Origin of the sequence: Collimonas sp. OK307, from assembly GCF_900113705.1 — a bacterium.
GTDB lineage: Bacteria > Pseudomonadota > Gammaproteobacteria > Burkholderiales > Burkholderiaceae_D > Collimonas.
This window is the reverse complement of record NZ_FOQI01000012.1, coordinates 150,581-173,669: the sequence shown is the minus strand read 5'-3', so window position 1 is coordinate 173,669 and position 23,089 is coordinate 150,581. Positions and strand designations below refer to the sequence as shown.

18 protein-coding genes and 1 pseudogene are annotated in these 23,089 nt (G+C 55.7%); 14 read left to right on the top strand and 5 right to left on the bottom strand.

The window, feature by feature from the left end; genetic code table 11:
* From BM205_RS16495 to BM205_RS16480, 4 genes are all read left to right on the top strand, one after another.
* Positions 1-4,018, top strand: a 4,018-nt coding sequence (locus BM205_RS16495; protein WP_371326501.1) for a beta strand repeat-containing protein, incomplete at its 5' end; no start/stop codon positions are given.
* Between the two features lie 151 nt (positions 4,019-4,169).
* Positions 4,170-4,925, top strand: a complete 756-nt coding sequence (locus tag BM205_RS16490; RefSeq protein ID WP_175511297.1) for an OmpA family protein — start codon at positions 4,170-4,172, stop codon at positions 4,923-4,925.
* Positions 4,926-5,268: 343 nt separating this feature from the next.
* Positions 5,269-5,865 carry a DUF6088 family protein gene (locus BM205_RS16485; RefSeq protein WP_092415959.1) on the top strand — a complete coding sequence of 199 codons (597 nt, stop codon included), beginning with the start codon at positions 5,269-5,271 and terminating at the stop codon, positions 5,863-5,865.
* Positions 5,858-6,904: a nucleotidyl transferase AbiEii/AbiGii toxin family protein gene (locus tag BM205_RS16480; protein WP_092415958.1), complete on the top strand. Its 1,047-nt coding sequence runs from the start codon at positions 5,858-5,860 to the stop codon at positions 6,902-6,904. The genes BM205_RS16485 and BM205_RS16480 overlap by 8 nt, the downstream gene beginning before the upstream one ends.
* Before the next feature lie 333 nt (positions 6,905-7,237).
* Here BM205_RS16480 and BM205_RS24595 read toward each other — a convergent pair.
* From BM205_RS24595 to BM205_RS16460, 4 genes and pseudogenes are all read right to left on the bottom strand, one after another.
* A pseudogene (locus BM205_RS24595) lies at positions 7,238-7,838 on the bottom strand (nucleotidyl transferase AbiEii/AbiGii toxin family protein).
* Positions 7,839-7,939: 101 nt separating this feature from the next.
* Positions 7,940-8,545 (bottom strand): type IV toxin-antitoxin system AbiEi family antitoxin domain-containing protein, encoded by a 606-nt coding sequence (locus BM205_RS16470; RefSeq protein ID WP_092415957.1) that lies wholly within the window; start codon positions 8,543-8,545, stop codon positions 7,940-7,942.
* Between the two features lie 232 nt (positions 8,546-8,777).
* Positions 8,778-10,541 carry an ATP-binding response regulator gene (locus BM205_RS16465; protein WP_092415956.1) on the bottom strand — a complete coding sequence of 588 codons (1,764 nt, stop codon included), beginning with the start codon at positions 10,539-10,541 and terminating at the stop codon, positions 8,778-8,780.
* Between the two features lie 4 nt (positions 10,542-10,545).
* Complete coding sequence (locus BM205_RS16460; RefSeq protein ID WP_092415955.1) at positions 10,546-11,157, bottom strand: response regulator; 612 nt, start codon at positions 11,155-11,157, stop codon at positions 10,546-10,548.
* 266 nt (positions 11,158-11,423) lie between these two features.
* On the opposite strand from BM205_RS16460, the gene BM205_RS16455 reads away from it, so the two are divergent.
* On the top strand, positions 11,424-12,275 hold the full coding sequence (locus BM205_RS16455) for a response regulator (RefSeq protein ID WP_175511296.1): 852 nt from the start codon (positions 11,424-11,426) through the stop codon (positions 12,273-12,275).
* Positions 12,276-12,339: 64 nt separating this feature from the next.
* On the top strand, positions 12,340-12,687 hold the full coding sequence (locus tag BM205_RS16450; protein ID WP_254783920.1) for a hypothetical protein: 348 nt from the start codon (positions 12,340-12,342) through the stop codon (positions 12,685-12,687).
* 36 nt (positions 12,688-12,723) lie between these two features.
* On the opposite strand, the gene BM205_RS16445 is transcribed toward BM205_RS16450, so the two are convergent.
* Positions 12,724-13,707 (bottom strand): alpha/beta hydrolase family protein, encoded by a 984-nt coding sequence (locus BM205_RS16445; protein WP_092415953.1) that lies wholly within the window; start codon positions 13,705-13,707, stop codon positions 12,724-12,726.
* Between the two features lie 203 nt (positions 13,708-13,910).
* On the opposite strand from BM205_RS16445, the gene BM205_RS16440 reads away from it, so the two are divergent.
* The 8 genes from BM205_RS16440 to BM205_RS16405 all read left to right on the top strand — a co-directional run bounded on the left by BM205_RS16440 (position 13,911) and on the right by BM205_RS16405 (position 23,086).
* A complete protein-coding gene (locus tag BM205_RS16440) occupies positions 13,911-14,957 on the top strand; it encodes a phospholipase A (RefSeq protein WP_092415952.1) in 1,047 nt (348 codons plus the stop codon).
* 123 nt (positions 14,958-15,080) lie between these two features.
* Positions 15,081-15,653 (top strand): 2'-5' RNA ligase family protein, encoded by a 573-nt coding sequence (locus tag BM205_RS16435; RefSeq protein WP_092415951.1) that lies wholly within the window; start codon positions 15,081-15,083, stop codon positions 15,651-15,653.
* Positions 15,654-16,023: 370 nt separating this feature from the next.
* Complete coding sequence (locus BM205_RS16430) at positions 16,024-17,439, top strand: mannose-1-phosphate guanylyltransferase/mannose-6-phosphate isomerase (protein WP_092415950.1); 1,416 nt, start codon at positions 16,024-16,026, stop codon at positions 17,437-17,439.
* Entirely contained in the window at positions 17,439-18,797 is a 1,359-nt protein-coding gene (locus BM205_RS16425; protein WP_092415949.1) for a phosphohexomutase domain-containing protein, read from the top strand. The genes BM205_RS16430 and BM205_RS16425 overlap by 1 nt, the downstream gene beginning before the upstream one ends.
* 86 nt (positions 18,798-18,883) lie before the next feature.
* Complete coding sequence (locus BM205_RS16420) at positions 18,884-20,056, top strand: KpsE/RkpR family capsule polysaccharide export protein (protein WP_254783919.1); 1,173 nt, start codon at positions 18,884-18,886, stop codon at positions 20,054-20,056.
* Between the two features lie 8 nt (positions 20,057-20,064).
* Positions 20,065-20,871, top strand: coding sequence for an ABC transporter permease (locus BM205_RS16415; RefSeq protein ID WP_092415948.1), 807 nt, complete (start codon positions 20,065-20,067; stop codon positions 20,869-20,871).
* Positions 20,868-21,518, top strand: a complete 651-nt coding sequence (locus BM205_RS16410) for an ABC transporter ATP-binding protein (protein WP_092415947.1) — start codon at positions 20,868-20,870, stop codon at positions 21,516-21,518. The genes BM205_RS16415 and BM205_RS16410 overlap by 4 nt, the downstream gene beginning before the upstream one ends.
* A gap of 17 nt (positions 21,519-21,535) precedes the next feature.
* Positions 21,536-23,086 carry a glycosyltransferase family 4 protein gene (locus BM205_RS16405; RefSeq protein WP_175511295.1) on the top strand — a complete coding sequence of 517 codons (1,551 nt, stop codon included), beginning with the start codon at positions 21,536-21,538 and terminating at the stop codon, positions 23,084-23,086.
* Positions 23,087-23,089 lie beyond the last annotated feature (3 nt).

The window sequence follows — 23,089 nt, the reverse complement described above, 5'->3', positions numbered from 1 at the left end:
TGGTGCAGTCACCGGGCCGACGGCGCAGACGACGGTCGCGGGGGCGTTGACGGCGCTCAATACCAATGTCGACAACACGGCCAATATCGCGGTCAAGTACGATGCGGTGGGCGGCAGCAAGATCACCCTGGGCGCGACCGGCGGCGCCGGCGCCGGTGCGCCGGTAACCATCACCAACCTGGCGCCGGCGGCGTTGAATGCCACCAGCACCGATGCCGTCAACGGCTCGCAGCTATACGCTCTTACCAGCGGCAAGACAGGTCCATTCGTATCAGACAATAGCGTGACGGCAGTGCAACCGGTATCGAGCGGCGCCAACGCCAGCGCCGGCGGCTTCGGAGCGACGGCGACGGGTGCAGCATCGACGGTGCTGGGCAACCAGGCCACCGATAACGGCAACGCCAATGCGACGGTACTGGGCCAGGGCGCCAGTATCGCTGCCGGCACCACCGGCAGCAATGTGGCGCTGGGCCAGGGCAGCACGGTGGCGGCGGCAGCGGTGCCGACCACCGGCGCGACAATCGGCGGCACAGCTTATACCTTCGCGGGCGGTGCGCCGACCGGAGTGGTATCGGTAGGCAGTGCAGGCAACGAGCGTCAGATCACCAACGTGGCGGCAGGTCAACTGAGCGGCGCAAGCACCGATGCGGTGAATGGCAGTCAGCTGTTTGCAACCAATACGCAGGTGACGGCCAACACCACCGCGATCACCAATATCAACAATGGCGGCGGCATCAAGTATTTCCACGCTAATTCCACCTTGGCCGATTCGGCGGCGAACGGCACCGACAGTGTAGCGATCGGTCCGGTGTCCACCGCGGGAACCACCAATGCCGTGTCGATCGGCAACGGCGCTACCGCCGGCGCGAACGCGGGCGATGTGGCGTTGGGCGCAGGCAGCACGACGGCAGTGGCAGTGGGCACGCCCAGTACGACTATCGCCGGCACCACCTACAACTTTGTCGGTACCACGCCGACCAGCACGGTGAGCGTGGGCGCGGCGGGTGCCGAGCGCACCATCACCAATGTGGCGGCGGGCCGCATCAGTGGCAGCAGCACGGATGCGATCAACGGTTCGCAGTTGTTCGCCACCAACCAGGCGGTGGACAACCTCAGCAGCACGGTCACCGCCAACGCGACGCACTACTACAGTGTGAACGACAACGGCACACACGGCGGCAACTACACCAACAACGGAGCTACCGGCATCAACGCGCTGGCGGCGGGCGTGGGTGCTGTAGCGTCGGCGGACAACAGCACGTCGCTTGGCCAGAACACGAACGTCTCGATACTGGGCGGCGTGGCGCTGGGTTCTGGCGCAGTGTCCGATCGCGCGATTGCGCCGTCCTCGGGTTCGATCCTCGTCGGTACCAATGTCATTCCGTACAACACCACCGATCGCAATCTGCGCGGTGCGGTGTCTGTGGGCAATGCCATCGACTTCCGCCAGATCACCAATGTGGCGGACGGCACGACGGATCAGGACGCGGTGACATTGCGTCAGTTGAAGGGGGCGATGAGTTCGTTCTCGGTCACGCCGATCAAGTATTTCCACGCTAATTCCACCGCCTCCGACTCGGCGGCGATTGGTGCGGAGTCCGTCGCCATCGGTCCCAAGACCACGGTAAACGGTGACAACGGCATCGGCATGGGCAATGGCGCGATCGTGCAGCAGACAGCGCCGGGCGGCACGGCGATCGGCCAGAACGCCACGGTGAATCTTGCCGATGGTGTGGCGTTTGGCACCAACGCTACGTCCAACGGCATCCAGGCGATGGCATTGGGTGCTGGGACGCAGGCAGCCTTTGCGGGCAGCGTGGCGCTAGGTGCGGGATCGAAAACGGACGCGGCAGTAGGCACGGCCAGCACCATCATCGCCGGCACCACCTACAACTTCGCCGGCACGACACCGGGCTCAACCGTGAGCGTGGGCGTGACAGGTGCGGAACGCACCATCACCAATGTGGCGGCCGGACAATTGAACGCGAACAGCACAGATGCGGTAAACGGCAGCCAGCTGAATGCAACCAACCTGGCGATTGCTGCGAGCAAAAGCCACTACTACAGCGTCAACGACGGCGGCACCCAAGGCGGCAACTACAATAACAACGGCGCCACCGGAGTGGATGCCCTGGCGGCCGGCGTCGGATCCTCGGCCGCGGCGGCGAACGATGTCGCCATTGGCAATTTGGCTGCAGCTTCGGGCGGATCATCGATTGCCATCGGCGATGGCGCGCAGGCATCCGGCGCCAACAGCATCAGCATAGGCACCGGCAATGTAGTCAGCGGCGCCAGCAGCGTGGCGATCGGCGATCCGACCACCATTACCGGCACCGGCAGCTTCTCCGTGGGCAATAACAATAACATCGCTTCCAATAATACCTTTGTGTTCGGCAGCAATGTGACGGTACCCGCGGGGCTGGACGGTTCCGTGGTGCTGGGCAGCGGCAGTGCGGCAGCGGCGGCGAATCCTGTTTCCAGCGCCACGATCAACGGCACCACCTATGGCGGCTTTGCCGGGACCACGCCGACTTCCACCGTATCGGTGGGGGCGGCCGGAGCGGAACGCCAAATCACCAACGTCGCGGCGGGACAGGTCACGGCAAGCTCAACCGACGCCATCAACGGCTCCCAGCTCTATTCGGTAGCAAACGGCCTGGGCACTGCAATCAATAACCTGACCACCGTTGTCAACGCCAACCAGTTCCCGATTGCTTCCAGCGAAGGCAAGGCGTTTACTGGTTCTATCGGCGCGGCCGGCAGCAATTCGCTGGGCATGGGCACCAATGCCGTGGCAACCGGCCAAAATTCGACCGCCGCAGGCCAAGGATCGGTGGCCAGCCAGGCCAACACTACCGCGCTCGGCCAAGGCGCCCAGGCAACCGCTGCCAACAGCACAGCGCTAGGCCAAGGAGCGGTAGCCAGCACCGGCAACAGCGTGGCGATCGGCAGTGCTTCGGCTACCACAGCGGCCGTGGCAACCGCCGGCACCACCATCCTCGGAACCAGCTATTCCTTTGCCGGCGGCGCACCGGTGGGTACGGTGAGTGTCGGTTCGGCAGGAAACGAGCGGCAGATCCAGAACGTCGCGGCGGGACAACTGAGCGCGACCAGCACCGATGCCATCAACGGCAGCCAGCTATATGCGACCAACAGCGCCATCAACAACCTGACTAACGTGGTAGCGTCTACCCAGACCAAGTATTACAGCGTCAATTCCAGCGGCGGCGGCAATGTCAACAATGACGGAGCGACTGGAACCGATGCCATTGCCTCAGGCAAAAACACCACCGCCTCTGGCACGAATTCAGTCGCCATGGGTGCGGGTGCGAGCGCAACGGCGAACAATGGCGTGGCAATCGGCGCCGGTTCGACGGCTGATCGCGCAGGCTTGGGCGGCGCCAAGGAGTCGTTCTCCAACACGGTGGTGGCATCGACGCAAGGCGCGGTCTCGGTCGGCAGCGCCGGCAACGAACGCCAGATCACCAATGTCGCGGGCGGAATCCAGGCTACGGATGCTGTCAATGTGCGCCAATTGCAGGCGGTACAGTCCGGCGGGGTGCATTACGACACCAACACAGACGGTTCCACCAACTACAGCAGCGTCACGATGGGCAACGGCGCTAGCAGTCCTGTGGCAATTCATAACGTCGAAGCCGGCACGGCGGCCACGGACGCGGTGAACGTTTCCCAGCTCAATACCGGCCTGAGCGGGGCGGTACAGCAGGCAAACCAGTACACAAACGGGCTGGCCATGCAGTTGCAGAACAATATCAACGACGTTGCCAAGAAGGCTTATGCAGGTGTCGCAGCGGCCATGTCGATGGAGAGCGCTCCGTATATGGCAGGCAAGATCACCTATTCGGCAGGGTATGGCTATTACCAGAACCAGAATGCGATAGGCGTGTCGTTGCGCCGCACTGCGGATAATGGGCGCTGGAGCCTTAGCGGCGGCGTCTCCGGCACGACTTCCGGCGGTGTAGCCGCCCGGCTTGCGGTGTCTGGCGTTCTCAATTGAACGCAAGGCGGGATGGACGGTTATCCAAGCGGATCTCAGTGGCCGCTAGGGCGCAGAGACAATCTTTCGATTTATTTTTTTTCAGGACTAATGTATGCGACATTCTTCCAGCACTTTCCGTCGGGCCTTATGCATAGGCGCGCTTTATTGCATGAGCTTTTCCGCCACGGCGGCCGATACCGGAGAAACGAATTTTCCGGCGCTCGATAGCTCCTATCTGAAGACCGGGGATTTTGTCGGCCCGGACCATGTAAAGCGCGTGACGCCGGGCCTGAACAAAGACCAGGTGCGCCGCGAGCTCGGCAACCCGCATTTCAGCGAAGGCATCTTCAACGTCCGCGAGTGGGATTACGCGTTCAATTTTTATACCGGCAAGGGCAACGAGTATGTTACCTGTCAGTTCAAGGTGAAGTTCGACTCCAACAAACGGGCTACGTCTACCCATTGGAAGGACCCGGAGTGCGAAAAGTACATCAATCCGCCCTCAGCCAAAGATGCGCCGGTAATAGAGAAAATCTTGCCGCGCCGTGTGGAGTTGGGTGCCGACGGCCTGTTTGCATTTGGCAAATCGGATCTCGGCAACCTCGATACGGCAGGACGCAGCAAACTCGACGATCTGGCAAGCCGTCTCAAACAGGACGGAGTCAAACTGTCGTCGGTAGTTGTGACCGGGCACACGGACCGGATCGGTTCTGAACAGGCAAACCTAGCACTGTCGCAAGCAAGGGCCGATGCGATCCGCGATTATTTAATACAGAAAGGTCTGGATGGCCGTCTGGTGCGGGCTTATGGCGTCGGCGAAAGCAAGCCTGTCGTTCAATGTCCCGGGCAGAAGTTGACGCCACAACTGGTGCGTTGCCTGCGACCCAACCGTCGCGTGGAGATCGAGATCGTCGGAGAACAATGAGCATCGTCAATACAATTTGTTTGTCGGCGATCAATGGTTCTCGACGTTGTATGAGTCACGCATGGCATTATTCATGGTATTTGAAGGATTTCTTGCGGGAAAGTCTAATTAGATATTGGACTTTCTGAGTTAATTGATAATTGAGTGGGAGTGATCTGAGTCTAGCGCTCGCCGGTCAGTAGTAGAGAGTGCTCCAAAGCCCGCGTAAATGCGGGCTTTTTTATTTTCTGGTAGTCGTAGGGTGGGCACGATGTGCCCCCTGCGAGGCTGTCAAGCCATTCACAGCTAACTTGACAAGTGTCAGAAGTTTTTGTATATTTCTACCAAATAGGAGTGTTTCGTCATGCAAACCATTGCCAAACAAGTGCTGGAATACGTAGCCGAGTTGCCGGAAGGCACTCCTTTGGTTGCGAAAGAGCTTCTGCATTTAGGTGGCAGGGCTGCCGTCGATCAAGTGCTCTCTCGCCTGGTGAAGCGCGGTGCTTTGCTGCGGGTTGGGCGAGGTATTTACGTCTTGCCCGTGGAGAGCCGTTTCGGGACGCATGCACCGTCCACCAGCAAAATGGTCGAGGGGCTGGCTAGTCAACGTGGGGAAACGATCGTGCCCCATGGGGCAGCTGCAGCCAATGCGCTTGGCCTCACCACTCAAGTGCCAATGAAGGCTATCTATCTGACATCCGGGCGCAATCGGCGTCTGAAGGTCGGCGCGCAAACGGTCGAATTCCGGCACGCGCCAATCTGGCAACTGATCTTTCCTGGCCGTCCAGCGGGAGAAGTAGTGCGGGCGCTCGCTTGGCTGGGGCCTGAGAAGGCTGGCGAAGCACTACGCAAGCTTCGGTCCAAACTGCAACCGTCCGAACTCGAAGAAGTCGCATCGGTGCGTGCGCGCCTGCCGACCTGGATGGCGCAAGAAGTTAGCGCTTTGCTGGCGCATGGCTGAGTTTTTCGAACTCTCCACTGTTGAGCGTCTGGAGGCGCTCAACGCGGCTGCCAGCAGTTCCGGCCGTCTGCCTCATCTGCTTGAAAAAGATATCTGGGTCGTTTGGTCGCTACGACACCTGTTCGATGGCCCCCATGCCGGTCATCTGGTCTTCAAGGGTGGAACATCTCTATCCAAGGCCTATGGTGTCATCCGCCGGTTTTCGGAGGATGTCGATTTGACCTACGATATTCGCGCGATCGCTGGTGATCTGGTTGGAGGCGCCGACGTGCCCCTGCCAGTCAGCAAGAGTCAGGAAAGGAAGTGGAGCAAAGAGATTCGGGCGCGCTTGGTCGATTGGGTTGCCAATGAAATCGTGCCGAGGCTCAAGCAAGACTTTGATCGGCAGTCTCTACCCGCATCGGTGCGCGCCGAAGACGACAAGATCTTTATCGACTACGTTCCGTTGACCGCTGGCACGGGCTACGTTGCCCCGGCCGTCATGCTGGAGTTCGGTGCCCGCTCTACCGGCGAGCCCAGCGAACCACGCCTCGTCCAGTGCGATGCGGCTGCATACCTGCCGATGCTCGTATTTCCGACGGCCACGCCGCAGGTGATGCGCGCCGAGCGTACCTTTTGGGAGAAGGCCACGGCGATCCATGTCTTTTGTGCCCAAGGTACTTTCCGTGGCGGCGAACGCTTTGCCCGTCATTGGCATGACGTGGCTCGGCTTGATTCCGCCGGATTCGTTGATGCAGCCATCGCGGACACGGCGCTCGGAAAAGCAGTTGCCGATCACAAGAGCATTTTCTTCGCGGAGAAATCTCCGCACGGTGAACTAATCGACTACCACGCTGCAGTTTCTGGCGGCCTGCAACTTGTACCTGACGACGGTGCGCTGGCAACGCTGGCCTCCGACTATCAGCACATGGTCGATGACGGCTTGTTCCTGGATGACGCTGAGCCTTTTGAGGTTCTGCTGGAACGATGCCGAATCATTCAGCAAAAGGCAAATACAAAACCGTCTCAGGACGCGATTTTTCTGGGCGCGGCCGTGTAGGCATCTAACCACGCGGGTTTGGGTGGCCTGTTGATGATCGAGTGGGAGTGATCTGAGGTTTTACACTCGCTAGTATGCAAAAGTAGAGACTGCTCCAAAGCCCGCGTAAATGCGGGCTTTTTTGTTTTTTGGGTTAGCAGTAGGGTGGGCACAATGTGCCCGCCCTACGAGGCTGCGCCTGCTGTGGCCCCAAGTGTTGCGGCCAGTATGAGTGCCGGCCCCAACATTGTTCGAAGCGTCGTGACAACTTCAAGCAGGGGCGTAACGGCGAGTTGATTCTTCTTGAGGAATGCAAGCCACATGGTCTGCCGTGATGGATCGGTAGCAAACTCATCAGTCAGGCCAATGGGCAGAACGACCGGAACCGACATTTCCCGCCGAACGAAGGTTGCGGCGGATCGCTCTGGCCAAAGTGTGGGCGTTGAGCGTTTCGCGATCCAGTAACATCCAGATGTCCAGATAATCCTTCAACCGACTATTGGTCATGCCGAGCAAGACAATGGCGTGAAGCTTTTCCGAGACGACGGTATAGACGGGGTATGTTCGCAGCCGAGAGGTCTTCGAGCAGCACCGGGTAGATGGCGTGAACCGGGCCTGGCGTGACTGCATCACCGAACCCGATGTCGATCTGCGTCTTGCACCGTGCCTTGGCAATTTCGCCCGTAATCAACACCTGAGCGCCGGCGTACCCCGCATCTTTACGGATTTCCTCAACGCTCACCGTTGCCGGGTCGAAGATGATGCCATCCTCAACATCGACGCCTGCGATGTCACGGAATGTCTGGGTGATCGATGCGAGGTCGCTCGGCCCGAAGCCGAGCAGATCCGCATCACGCGTTGGCCGGTGGGGCATGTCATACCAGAGCGCGAACAGCAACGCTCCCTTGAGAAGGAATTGATCGGCATGCTTGGACTGGCTCAGGCGGTACAGCATGCGCTCCAGCGCAAAGCGCACCAGAACCTGGTTGAAGTCCGTGCCCTGCGCCTTGGCGACGTTCAGAAGGCGTGCCCGCACCGACGCGGCGAGACCTTTGGTCATTCAATTACCTCCAGATAGGGGCGCATCACATTCGCGACGCGGCAAATCTTGGCGAAACGCCAGAGATCGTCAGCGCTGGCCTTCCTTTGCGATCGCGCATCCTTGAGCGCCTCCAGCGCTACGTCGAGTCCGATCTTGTTGCGGTGCTTGAAGCAGTCGGCAATGGTCTTTGCCACACAGTAGACCCGCAGTGCGACTTGATCACGCTCATGAATCTCAATACCTTCGGAGTACGCTTCGCCGGCATACTGGACCATCTTGATCGGCGGATAGTCGATCTTGGGCATATGACTGCCGCGCGGCATGGCGATCCAGACCTGGCGTGGCAGTTGCGTGGTCAACTCGTGGAACTGCAGGGCAGTCAGCAGGCAAAACACCGCCTGTGGCACCTTGGTTGCGATGGTTGTCAGGCTCTCATGCTCGGAGCCTTGGCTGTCGGGCAACCGATAGAGACCGCGACCTGCTTTCTCCAGTTGCCCGTTAGCCGTCATGCGCGTCAGGACCACTCGGGGAGCCCCGATGGCATCAAGATCGCTGGGGCGCAGCATCCCCTTCTGACGCAGCAGGTCAAGGACGCGTTGGGCGTGGGTTTCATGGCGCATGGTAGATTAAGTATGTTCCATTTATTCGTTTAATGTAAATAAATGACGAATAAACGGAACTAGTTAGCTCAGATAATCCATCACCGTGCGTGGCGCACTGCTTCATACGCGGCCACTTCCTGTCTGCGCTTGTCGTTGCACTGCGCATTCATCGCAGTGGCAAATGTGCGTGATAGCGGCAACCAACACAACCATGCTGAAATTGAGCGTGACCATGTCCCCTGGCAGCCCACTATTTATCCATGTCGGCCAATATGCTCGCCAGTCTCCTATGCAACTGGCTCGGTGCTACGGGCTTATGCAACAACGGTATTCCACTGGCACGTGCATCGCGCAACCGCTCTGGCGCCGTGTCGCCAGTTATGAGAAGTGCTGGTAAATCTTCGCCGAACTCTTCGCGCAACGCGGCAATCGCTTGTGCACCCGTGTGCTGTTTGCGCAATCGGAAATCACTGATGACAATATCCGGTCGATTGGCGCGTGCCGAGGCTAGTGCTTCCTCGATCGATTCAACCGCCTCGCACTTGCAGCCCCAATCGTGCAGCAGTTGCAGCATGCCTGCGCGCACGGCTTCATCATCATCGACTACCAGCACGCGTATATCGAGCTTTTGCACAGAGACATGCGTAGTTTCAAGCTCATCGCTTATCACCGGGACACGCGCATTGGGCAAGGTCAGTCTGAACACGCTGCCACGCCCGGGTTTGGAAGATAACGACAATTCATGCCCCAGCTTGCGCGCCAGGCCATCCGCAATAGCCAAGCCCAAACCAAGCCCTTTACTGCGGTCTCGTTCGGCGTTGCCGAGCTGATGGAATTCCCGAAATATCTCCTGGTGCTGAAGCGGTTCGATACCGATACCCGTATCCCACACTTCCAGTCGCGTTTGATTGCCGCGCGTACGACAAGCTACCAGCACACCACCCCGCTCGGAGTAGCGGATTGCATTGGACACCAGGTTGCGCAGAATCAGTTCCACCAGCGCCGGATCAGACTGCAACGCCACATGGGTTTCGCGCGTGCGGTAAATGAGCCCCTTCGCGTTGGCTTGGGGCGCCAGTTCATTTTCAATCTTGTGCAGCAAGGGCTGCAGGTGAAATGGCAATACTTGCGCATCGACCACACCCGCTTCGATTCGTGAAAAATCCAGCAGCGTGTTGAGCATCCCCGCGGATGCCTCGGACACCGAGCGGGCGCTGCCGAGCACAGCGCGCTGGATCGCGGTAAGTTCGCTGCGCGCCAGCACTTCCAGAAACAGCCCCAGCGCATGAATCGGCTGGCGCAAATCATGGCTGGCCGCGGCGAGGAATTTGGATTTAGCCAGATTGGCCAGAACCGCCTCCCGGTGCGCGTCCTGTACCTTCAGGGTTTCATCGCGTAAGCGCGCCAGCAGTTCGACATTCTCGAAGCGCAGGCTGATAGCGGCGCGCACGGCAATAGCGCTGTTACGTGCCTGCAGGACGAGCGTGATAAGAAACAATATGAGGGCCAGCGCCAGCGCGGTATAGGCTGGATCTCCCATGTGCCAGAACTTGGCCGCCGTGACGATAGATTCGAACGTCATAAACAGAATGAAGACGGGCAACACCGGTGCAAGCAGCGACATCGAACTGCCTGCAATACCCGCCAAGACAGAGACGACCAATATGCTCCCGGTGACCGAAGTCGTACCGAGCGTAACCCAGGCCAATGCACCCCAAGCCGCGCCATCCACCATGTTCAGCACCAACAACACCAAGACCAGGCGGTGGGCATGTTCAATTGCAATGCCTGAGGCAAGAGTGCGGCGCGCATGATACGCAGAGTAAAGCTTGGACAAGACCACTGTTGCGCACCACGCCCTCAGCCCCAATGCGTTGCTGTCGTTGGATAGCGCCCAGACCAGGACCACGGCCAACAGCAGCGCCGGAATGACAGAGCTGCCCACATTACCTAGCAGCAGCCGCAACTGTTCCACCAGTATGCGATTTTCGCTAAGGCGGAGTAAGCGGCGCATCACCTCAATTAACCAGGCCGCTACGACGCGCTGCAAAGGCCGCTTCGGAACGGCTGGACACTTGCAAGAAACTCAGCAACGCCTGCACATGCCCGCGCACCGTATTTTCCGAAAGGCCCAGCCGTTTTCCGATCGTCTTGTTCGGCAATCCCTGGCATAGCAGATCGAGCACCTCGCACTGACGCGGTGTCAGGTGCGGCTCGGAAGGCGTGTTGCCGCTGATTCCTCCGGGAGTGCCTGCGGCAGGTTCCTTGCGCAGCAGCTGTTCGATGACAGCAAGAATATTCGTGGCGGTATCTGCCTTGGAGACGAACGCCGCAGCGCCGCGCTCCGTCGCCAGCCGCATGGTGGCAGGCGTGGCATCGGCAGACAACATGATGATGGATACCTGCGGCCATTTGCGCTGCAGTATGGCAATGCATTCCAGCCCGTTCAAGCCTTGAAGCTGAATATCAAGCAGCAAAATGGCAGGTGCTTCGATCGGACTGCGCATGGCCTCTTCCAGCGAGCCAGCCTCGAACACGTCGATGTTTGAAATACCCGATCGCAACACCATAGCCATACCGCTGCGGAACATCGCGTGATCGTCAATGAGAAGAATGCTAAGTGGAAACATGACGCCGATTAAACCTTTTCAGAGCTGCTAGCGCAAGCGTTTTTAACGCCACCAGTCCAAACAGACTATTGGCAAGGAGTAACTACAACTCTATTATCGAAGACATAACGACTATAAAAGAATAAGAATATTTTCAATACATCCCGGTGCCGTAGGCGTTGGGCATGGCGCTTACCGGTTGTGGAGGTGAATGCCCCAGCGGCATAGGGAATTTCTCCTCGGCAAGTCATGGTTTCATCGGTGTTCGTCCCAAAGGGCATACAAAAATGAAAAACCAAAAGACCCCGTTTGCAGTTCGTTTCATCGGGTTTTCTGTGCGTGAAATTAATATTTTCGACGCCACTTTTTCGGTTCAGCAGAACCGCCAGAAACAATATTGCCGCTTGTCCGTCGATAGCCTGCAGGAGCCGGATTTGTATCTGGTGAATGCCGACGATCTGAAAGCCCAGGCTATTCTGGCTGACATGGAGCCCAATAATCTGCGACCGGCTTTGCTGGTCGGCGCGCCTCATGTGGACCTGCCGTTTACCACCGTCGAGCGGCCGATACGTTGGCTTAAATTGTTCGATGCGCTGGATGTCTTGATCGAGCGGCGTTTGATTATGCTGGCTACGCAAAATTCGGCTGATGTGGCATTAGCCAATAGTGTGCCGGAGCGTCGTCGGCGTGAGCGTCTCGACCTGGACTTGACCGATCCGCTTGAATACGAGCGGATGCGGACCAAACCTCCGCCGACCGATCGTATCCTGGTAATTGATGAAGAATCGACGTTTCGCGATAGTCTGTCAGTCGCCATGGCGCACTACGTAGTGCCAGTCGAATGGGTCGGAAATCCTGGCGCCGCCGCCGAAGTGTATACCGGGCTAACCATTTCGATGGTGCTGATCAATCCGGAGTTATCCGATTTCGATCCTTATGATTTGTGCACAACGATCAAGCATCAATATCGAAACACAAGAGTTGCGGTCATTTTTTTGGTTGATAAAAATTTTGTGTACGATCACGCGCGGGCGCGGCAGGTTGAATGCGACGGCTTCCTGAATAGGCATTTAGACCAGCCGCAAATATTGGCGGCGCTGGGAAAATTCCTATCGTGGCGACGATCCGAGCAGTTATGAAATACCTGATCCAATGTGCTAAATCCGAGCTAATTGAAGTGTTGCAATGTATTGAGGGAAAACCATGCTTTTGAAAAAAACGGAGAATCAGTCCGCGCTGTCCCTGGCAACGGAGACGGCTGATAAAGAGGTATCCGTTACTGCTGAAAGCATCCTCGCCAGCTCACTCTTTTACCGTCTCAAGCGCGATGTTCTGGAGCTTGTCGCCAACATGAATCATGGCGTCAGCCACAGCGATTGCGAAATCATCAAACGGCAAACCATGTTCGTGCAATCACAGCTGCTGCATAGCCTGTACAACGACCCGTCCTTGCCGTCGGATATCAAAATTCTCCTGATGGACTACCATGCAAAAAGCATTCGGGCGACAGTGGGTGATCGGCGTGGCGAGAACTTGCGGGATAAGTCTTAGTTGATGTGACGTCCCGAGTCGCACTAACAGATCGCCTCAATGCCTTAGTGTCCTGTCAAAAAAAACGACCACCGATGCATTCAATGATGTGTGAAACGCCGTGCGATCAAAGCCTGGGGCGCTAGTACAGATAAACGGCGCTACAGAGGCGAGAGCCGTGCTGCAAGGCGCTAGAAAATCGAAATGTCCGGCATTTTCCACTACGTGGTACTCCGGTGCCTGCGGCAGCGCCAGGCGTACAGCTTCGGCATACCAGGGATGCGGCAGGACGGCGTCATTTTCCGCACGCCAAAGCGCGATGGGAATATTGACGTTCTTGAGCCCATCCGGCGCAAACGTGAAGCCAAGCGCCGGTGCCGCAACGACTGCAGCCTTGATCCGCAGGTCTTGTGAACCATCGTGGCTGACAGAAGGAGCCGCGCTAGCCTCGGGATGTTTGGCAACCAGCTGGCAGGCGAAATCGGTAGTGTGCTCTCGGCAGAAGGGGCCAACCTTGGTGAGGTCGGGGACACCGCCGATGCTCACCAGGGTGGTGAAGCCGCCGGCAGAAAATCCAAACATGCCGATACGCGCCGGGTCGATTTGACTGCGGCCCGCCCAATCGGACAGCATGTAATCAATCAGGCGGCTGATGTGCCTAGGCCTCTCCATGATGAAGACGCTGCGGCTCTGATCCGCGTAATTGTCACCGGTGTGGGTAACCGTAGCAACCACATATCCGGCCTCGGCCAAAGCAATCGCGGTGTCGTAGTGTCCAAGGAAAGAACCGCCGGTTCCGTGGGAAATCACAACCAGGGGCAATGCCTTGCCCTCAATCGCGCCGTTGACTGCAACGGTCTGGGTAATCCGCCCCATCGGTACCGGTGCAGGCAATGCGCTGCTGGGATACCAGATGCCCACCTCCAGCGGCGCGCCGTCCGGGTCTGGAGCGGTAACGTGCTGGAATCCGACTGCCTGGGCGCCGGCGCTGAATAGCGCGACCAATAATGCGAGTAGGGCGACAGGTGTAGTTAGTTTCATTTTCTTCCCCGAGGGTTTGCAGAGAAATAATTGTCTATGGCATCGGGAGAAGCGATCAACACAATTGCGACGAAGTGCGCCTTTTCGGCCGTGAAACGAAGGCATGGGGCGCAAGAAGTGGACACAAGAAGCGAGCGCAGGACACAAATTCAGTTTTGGATGCACGCGGTTCGGGCAGGGTGGTATTTGTTTTAAAATGCCTCATGAAAAAAAACATCAAGAGAATCGTTATTTCCTTAACCTGCATGTCTTCAGCGCTATCGCATGCGGCCGAACTTGAACAACAACTGGCGCGCTGTTCCGTACTGGGTGACGCCAGCGCACGCCTGGGCTGCTTTGACGCTTTAGCCAAGGCCGCGACGGATGTACCTGCTCCCGCTGCCGTTGCAGAGCCCCAGGTTGCGCCAACAATGCCGCAGTCCTCAGTCAGTGCTGAGAAGATTGCTCCGCCGGGCGAGTCGCCGATCTCGCGTACCGTGCAGAGCTGGGAGCTCGATCCCAACGCCAAGCGTGGCGTGTTTACCCTCAAGCCTTACATGAATAATTATGTATTGCTGGCCAACTACAGCACGTCCACCAACGACGCACCGTTCTCCAAATATATTTCGGAGGGAATCAAACCGAAGCACGTGGAACTGACTTATCAGTTCAGTTTCAAGATGAAGATGGCGGAAAACGTCGCCGGCAGCCCGGTCGACTTGTGGCTGGCCTACACGCAGCGGAGTTTCTGGCAAGCCTACAGCCGGGCTGCCTCCAGTCCGTTTCGCGAGACAAATTACCAGCCCGAGTTGATGGCAGTGCTGCCGTTGAATATGAAGATCGGTGACTTCAATTTCCGCTATCTCAATTTTGGACTGGTGCACCAGTCGAATGGGCAGTCTTCTAATTTGTCTCGTAGCTGGAATCGTTTCTATACTGAGTTGGGAGCCGAATATGGCAACCTGGCCCTGTCGGCAAGGGTTTGGAAACGCCTCGACAATGCAGCAGCCAACAACGACAACATCGACATCGTCGACTACATGGGGCATGGCGACGTGAGCGCCACGTACCGTCAGAATGGGTACGAATATTCGATGACGGCACGACACAACTTCCAGACCGGGCATGGCGCACTTGAGGCTGGCTGGGCGTTTCCGGTTACGACTAATTTAAAAGGCTACGTGCAGTTATTTTCGGGTTACGGCGAAAGCCTGATCGATTACAACTATTCGCAGAAATCCATCGGTGCGGGATTCTTGATCGACTTCTGAATTAACCGGGATCATACGGCGCGGCCATGTACGTCCCTGGCTCGCGCCTGCCTTGCCAGAAAGGCGTAAACTGGTTTTCCCTTTTTCATTTGCTGCCATCCGCCTCCCGGATGCAATCACCCTATGCCTGAACAGTTTTTTCTACCGGGCTTCGACGCACCGCACCCCACCGACCGCCTGTTCTTTGCGCTCATCCCGACTCCGGATGCGGCCGCAGGTATCGCGCGGCAGAGGGGGCTGCTGCGCGATATGTATGAATTGAAAGGGCGCTCGATCGGAGTCGGCCGTTTGCATGTCACCTTAAATTTTCTGGGTGATTATCTGGGCCTGCCGGAAGGCATCGTGGCTGCAGCGATAAAGGCAGCGGCCAGCGTCAAAGCGGCGCCGTTCGACGTCGAGTTCGACCGCGCGATGAGTTTTCACGGCAGGCCGCGCAACCGTCCTTTGGTTTTGCTGGGTGATGATGGAGTTGCCTCATTGATAATGTTTCAGCAGACTCTTGGCAGGGCGCTGCAAAAAGCCGGACTCGCGGCTGCAGGTTCACACTACACCCCTCACGTTACTTTACTGTACGACAATCGCTTTGTTCCCGCCGGGACGATTGAACCCATCCGCTGGACGGTGAGTGAGTTTGTTTTGATGCACAGCCTGCTTGGCCGGACTCGCCATGTGCCGCTGGCGCGGTGGGCACTCTGATTCTGAGCGGCTTGTTGCAAGTAGCGTTGTAAATCGGCACATTTTGGGTGAAGCTGCGGCCCGATTTCTGCACCAAAGACAGTCGAACCTGGTACTTGGAATTACCTCAAAACAGCATTCCTTCATTGAGGAATAAGTGGTTATGGAGGTGATTAAGGTGTGTTGCCGTATTGATATATTTCCTTATTGATACATTTCCTCAGCAATATATTTATTGCCTTAACGATATAGGCTTGGTTATCATATGTAAAAAAATGTAAGTGGTTGTCCGAACTGAAAGTTGCTCATTTGACATCGTCATTGGGTTAAGATGATTGGCAGACGTAGCGATAACGCCTACAGATAATTCAAGAAAAAACAAAGGGAAGTTATGCGTCTGGCTCCAGTAATTCTCTGTGGTGGCGTAGGTTCGCGCCTATGGCCTGTCTCCCGTGATATGCATCCGAAGCCGTTTATCCGCCTGGCGGACGGCCAAAGTCTGTTGCAAAAAGCCTTCCTGCGAGGCGCCGCGCTGCCGGGGGTTGAGGAAATCCTGACTGTCACCAACCGCGAACTTTTCTTCAAGACCGAAGACGAGTTTCGTGAAGTCAACAAAGCTCGGCTGGCAACATCATTCATTCTGGAGCCCTTCGGGCGCAATACCTCTGCCGCCATTGCCGCCGCAACACTGCATGTCGCCAAGGAGCATGGTGAGGACACCGTCATGCTGGTGCTGGCTGCCGATCACTTGATCGCGGACCAGGACGCGTTCGCCAATGCAGTTTCCAGAGCAACTGCGCTGGCGCAACAAGGCAATCTTGTCACGTTCGGCATCCAGCCTGATGCACCTGAAACCGGCTATGGCTACATCGAAGCCGAAGGCAACAAAGTATTACGCTTTGTAGAAAAGCCATCCCTTGAAAAGGCTCGGGAGTATCTGGCATCCGGGGGCTTCCTGTGGAATTCCGGCATGTTCTGTTTTACCGCAGGCACCATGTTGCAGGCGATGGAACAGCATTGTCCGGAAATTCTATCCGCGACCAGGGCATGTATCGACCAATCCCTCACAGCAGTAGGTAAAGGCTTCGCCGAACTCAAGCTCGATCCGGACAGTTTCGCGCAAGTCCCTGATAACTCCATCGACTACAGCGTCATGGAGCAATCGAGCAAGGTAGCCGTGGTGCCCTGCAATATCGGTTGGAGCGATATCGGCTCCTGGAGCGCGCTAGGCGATCTCTCCGCCGCTGACGACAACGGTAATCGGATCGATGGCGAAGCGCTTTTGCACGATGTCACCAATTGTTATATCCAGAGTAATAAGCGTGTCGTTGGCGCGGTCGGCATCGACAATCTCATCATCGTCGATACCCCCGATGCGTTGCTGGTGGCGGATAAATCCCGCTCTCAGGATGTCAAGCATCTCTACGCAAAACTGAAAGCGCGTGGGCACGAGGCGCACAAACATCATCTCACCGTACATCGCCCGTGGGGTACCTACACGGTACTCGAAGAGGATCCCGGCTTCAAGATCAAGCGCATCGAGGTCAAGCCGGGCGCATCCTTGTCACTGCAAATGCACCATCATCGTAGCGAGCACTGGATTGTCGTCAGCGGCATGGCCAGGGTGGTCAATGGCGACAACGAGCTGTTCGTCAGAACCAACGAGTCTACTTATATCCCTGCGGGTCACAAGCATCGCCTGGAGAATCCCGGCATGCTGAATCTGGTGATGATTGAAGTGCAAAGCGGCGAATACCTCGGTGAGGACGATATCGTGCGCTTCCAAGACACTTACGGACGCGCCTGATGAGCCTCGCTTGCTTCAAGGCTTACGATATTCGCGGCAAACTCGGTGCTGAACTCAATGAAGAGATCGCCTACCGCATCGGCCGCGCTTACGCCCAACACCTGAAACCACGCAAAGTCGTGGTCGGGGCAGATGTTCGCCTCACCAGCGAGGCTTTGAAGCTGGCGCTTGCCAATGGCCTGATGGATGGCGGCGCCGACGTCATCGACATCGGCATGACCGGCACGGAAGAAGTCTATTTCGCCGCCTTTCATCTCGATGTAGACGGAGGTATTGAAGTTACTGCCAGCCATAATCCTCTGGACTACAACGGCATGAAGCTGGTGCGCCAAGGTGCGCAGCCAGTCAGCGGCGATACCGGTCTCAAAGAGATTCAGCGTCTGGCCGAGGCCAACGAATTCCCTCCGGTCGCCAAACGCGGCCAGATAAGCAAGCAATCCATACTGGAAGATTTTGTTTCCCATTTGATGGGTTACATCGCGGTGGACGCCATCAAACCGCTCAAGTTGGTTGTCAATGCTGGCAATGGGGCGGCGGGGCACGTCCTCGATGCTATAGAAGCCCGCTTCGAGCAACTGAATGTCCCGATTGAGTTCATCAAGGTGCATCATGAGCCGGATGGTCACTTTCCCAATGGCATACCCAACCCGTTATTGCCGGAAAACCGCGCAGCAACCGCTGACGCCGTGCGTGCGCATCAAGCCGATATGGGGATTGCCTGGGATGGCGATTTTGACCGTTGTTTCCTGTTCGATGAACGAGGTGAGTTCATCGAAGGCTATTACATCGTCGGTCTGCTGGCAGCGGTTTTTCTGGCCAAGCATCCCGGCGAGAAAATTATTCATGATCCACGCCTGACATGGAACACGATCGACATCGTCGAGCAAGCAGGCGGTGTTCCGGTGCAAAGTAAAACCGGCCACGCCTTCATCAAAGAACGCATGCGCTCTGAAAATGCGATTTATGGCGGCGAGATGAGTGCCCACCATTATTTCCGTGATTTCGCCTACTGCGACAGCGGCATGATCCCATGGTTGCTGGTCGCCGAACTCATGTCGCGTACGGGAAAGCCACTCTCGACATTGGTGAGCGAACGCGTCGCAGCCTATCCATGCAGCGGTGAAATCAATTACCGCGTCGATGCCGTGCAACCGATCATAGAGCGCGTCTTGAATCACTTCGCGCCGATGAATCCCAAGATTGACCGTACCGATGGCATCAGCCTGGAGTTTCCGGACTTTCGTTTCAATTTGCGCTCCTCCAATACCGAGCCGCTATTGCGGCTGAATGTGGAAACGCGCCAAAACATCGATGCTGTTCAGTTACGGGTAAGTGAAATCGAAAAACTATTTTTGTAAATGCTTTTGTGAGCAAGTGCTTTCACATTCATCGCATCACAAAACACGATCAACATTAAAGCCAAATAGCAGGAAATGACCCGGAAATGCCACCAGATCTAGCTTCAGACGCAGCAATAATTTCAACCAAAAATAGCCGACTCGGCACTTGGGGTCAGGCCGCGAAAACACGTCTCTCCGGCATCAATCGCTTGTTTTTATTGACAGTAGTAGTGCCAACTGTTTTGTCTATTCTGTATTTCGGCTTGATAGCGTCCGATGTTTATATTTCGGAATCCCGCTTTGTTGTGCGCAGTCCGCAGCGCCAATCAAGCACCGGTCTGAGCGCGCTACTTCAAGGGGCCGGGTTTGCTCGTTCGCAGGACGACGCCTATAGCGTACAAGATTTCATGCTCTCGCGGGATGCGTTACAGCAGTTAAATAGCAAGCTTGCACTAGACAAAGCATTCGGTCATCGTGATGTCGATTTGTTCAACCGGTTTGCGGGTTTTGGGTGGGATCACAGTTTTGAGGCGCTGTACCGATATTACCAAAAGCAAGTCCTCATTGAAATGGATTCAGCTTCTTCAATTTCATCGCTAAAAGTCAGTGCTTTTACGGGGGAGGACGCTTACCGTATCAATGTGATGCTGTTGGAAATGGGGGAGCAGGTTATCAACGACCTTAATGAACGTGGGCGACAAGATATGATCCGCTTTGCCAAAGCGGACGTGGACATCGCAGAGAAAAAGGCAAAAGACGCCGGTTTAGCGTTATCTAATTATCGCAACCAAAAAGCTATCTTTGATCCGGAACGTCAATCTGGAATCCAGTTGCAGTTGGTCTCCAAGCTTCAGGATGATCTTATCGCAACCAAGACGCAACTCGATCAAGTGCGCAGCTTTACACCGGACAATCCGCAAATTCCCGCTTTACAAAAGCGCGCACAAACATTGCAGTCGGAGATGAATGCGCAAATGGCCAGTGTGGCGGGGGGGAGCGCGTCGCTGACCAATCACACCACCGAGTATGAGCGCCTTGAGTTAGAGCGAGTGTTTGCCGATAAGCAATTGGGGACAGCGCTGGCCTCACTTGAACAAGCCCGCAATGATGCTCAGCGCAAGCAACTCTACCTAGAGCGTATTGTCCAGCCTAATAAGCCGGATGTGGCAATAGAGCCACGTCGAATACGCGACATTCTAGCCACGTTTTTACTCGGTTTAGTCGCCTGGGGTGTGTTGAGCATGCTGCTCGCCGGTGTGCGTGAACATCAGGATTGAGGGCGGTGATGCGAAATACCCTAACACCTCCAACAACCTCGCTTCGGCGCTCGTTAGCGATACAGTTTCGCGTGATCGGAGCGTTACTTATGCGCGAAGTCATCACGCGCTATGGACGGCATAACATTGGGTTTCTTTGGCTATTCGTAGAACCCATGATGTTCACGTTAGGGGTGACGGCATTGTGGTATTTTCTAAAAGCCGCACACGGTTCTAATCTGCCAATTGTCGCGTTTGCCATCACAGGCTATTCGTCTGTTCTCCTTTGGCGAAGTATGCCTGCTCGTTGTGGTGGTTCTATTGAGCCAAACCTAGCATTGATGTACCACCGTAACGTAAAGATTATCGATATTTTTGCTTCGCGCATTCTTCTTGAAGTCGCAGCCACAACAGCATCTTTCATTACATTGGCGAGCCTTTTTACCGTCGTCGGCTGGATGAAACCCCCGGAAGACATATTAAAGATCATGTTCGGCTGGGGCATGCTGGCTTGGTTCGGAGCTGCGCTAGGAGTGCTTATCGGCGCGTTAAGTGCTAGATCCGAAATCGTTGAAAAGATATGGCACCCGCTGGCTTATCTCACATTTCCATTATCTGGGGCGGCGTTTATGGTGGATTGGCTTCCCCCGACCGGGCAAAAAATTGTTTTGCTCCTGCCTATGGTGCATTGCGTTGAGATTTTGCGTGAAGGCTACTTTGGTTCTGCAGTTCATGCACATTACGACATGCTCTATGCAGCAAGTGTCAACGTCTGCATTACGTTGGTTGGGCTCACACAGGCGCGCGTAGTGTCGCGTACGGTGATACCAGAATGATTCACATCGATAATATCGTCAAACGCTATCACACTAGGCAGGGAACAAGCACCGTGCTCAATGGTGTCAGCCTCCAAGTGAAGCCCGGAGAGAAAATTGGCATTTTGGGCCGCAATGGCTCGGGAAAATCCACATTAATTCGTCTCATCAGCGGTGCCGAGCGGCCGACTAGCGGTGCCATCACCCGCAGTATGAGTGTGTCATGGCCGCTGGCGTTTGGCGGAGCTTTTCAAGGATCACTCACTGGACTCGACAATTTACGCTTTATTTGCCGCGTGTATGGCACCGCTTCAGATGACAAAATTAGCTACGTTCAAGAATTTTCCGAATTAGGAAAATATCTTCGTGAGCCAGTCAAAACCTATTCGTCGGGAATGCGCGCCCGATTGGCTTTTGCGATTTCGATGGTGATCGAATTTGACTGCTTTCTGATTGACGAAGTGATTTCTGTCGGTGATGCACGTTTTCATGAGAAGTGTCAGCGCGAGCTTTTCGAGAAACGTAGCGACCGCGCCATGATTATGGTGTCGCACGAAGCTCACAATATTCGGGAGCACTGTCAACGCGCCTGCGTGATTCGCGACGGACGGCTTCACGAATTTCCAAACATTGATGCAGCGTACGACTACTACAACAACAACGTATGACACAGGACTTGATTGAAATGAACAACGAAGCGAATAAAAAAATAAAAGTATTACTGGAAATGCGCCCTGCACTAGAGGGATTTGCAGGCATCCCGCAGGAAGTCCGTTTGTTGTTTCGTGGACTACGCAAAATCGAATCCGTGGATGTTGAAGGGATGTTGCAAACCTCCCATCGTCGTCTGGCGAGAGGAACAAGCGATGCTGGATTTTTCTGGAAAAAAATCTCCACGGCCCGGCGCTATAACCGATTCTCGAATGTCATTATTTCGATGGCTGAAAAGCCGTACCGAAATATCCTGGATATTGTTATTGACTACTTTCATAAGCGAGCGGAAGCCATTAGTCTGCAAATTTCGATGAGCAGCGGTTTTGGAAAAATCAAGCTCACGCGTTTCGAATCCAAATCGTTCGAAGATTTTACTTGGCGTACCCTGTTTTCAAAGACCTTGCCGGCGTCTGATTTTGCATTGGTCGCCCCGGCCAACCACCGCATCTGTTCTGTGCCGTGGCATACCTTGCATACGGTTGGTCTCAGTACTCTGAACTGGCGCACGACACCCAAATATCCGAAGCTAGACACTAAAGGCTTTGATATTTTCATCGGTCAAACTCCCTATCCGGCGCGCGTCAATCCTAACACTGCCTTCGTCATTCGTTACCACGACGCGATCCCGATTTTCATGCCGCATACCATCCCTGATAAATCGTTGCATCAGGCGACGCATTTCAATGCCTTGATGAGCAACGTCAAATCAGGTGCCTGGTTTGCGTGTGTTTCGGAGGCAACTCGGCAGGATTTGCTTCGACTTTTCCCCGAAGCCGCTGATCGTGCGGTGACGATTCACAACATGGTATCGAATCACTATTTTAAGGAGCAGTCGGCTGTTGATCGGATACCGGGGATTATCAGAGCCAGGTTGCATGAAGGTGATACGTCCAAAGGAGTGGACGTCAACCCGAAGTTTTTCACCTTGAGAGAAAAAGAGAATTTTTACAAACGCGCTCTTGGCGGTAAAGATTTCAAGTATCTGTTGATTGTTTCCACTGTTGAGCCGAGGAAAAACCACACACGTCTTCTAGCGGCGTGGGAGGTGTTGAAGGCGGATGTTGATCCTGATTTGAAACTGGTGATCGTTGGAGGATTAGGCTGGGATTACGCTTCGACCTTAAAAGGTTTTGGCTCTTGGATTGATCGCGGTGAGTTGTTTATGTTGAACGCCGTTCCCGCGCCAGATCTCCGTGTCCTCTATCGTCATGCCGTTGCCACAGTTTGTCCGAGTCTAGGGGAGGGATTTGATTTTTCTGGAGTGGAATCAATGGCCAGCGGTGGCATCACGGTCGCCTCCGATATTCCGGTTCACAGAGAAGTGTACGAGGACGCCGCTGAATATTTCGATCCCTATGCTACGTCGAGTCTCGTTAAAGCACTTAAAAAGGTGCTTTACGAACCCAATGCATTGCAGGAGCAAGAACGTTTGCGTGAACGGGGTGAAGCCATATCGTCGCGATATCTTCCAGAGAAAATTTTGCCGCAGTGGGAGCAGTTTCTTCAACGCGTGTCGTGTTAAAAA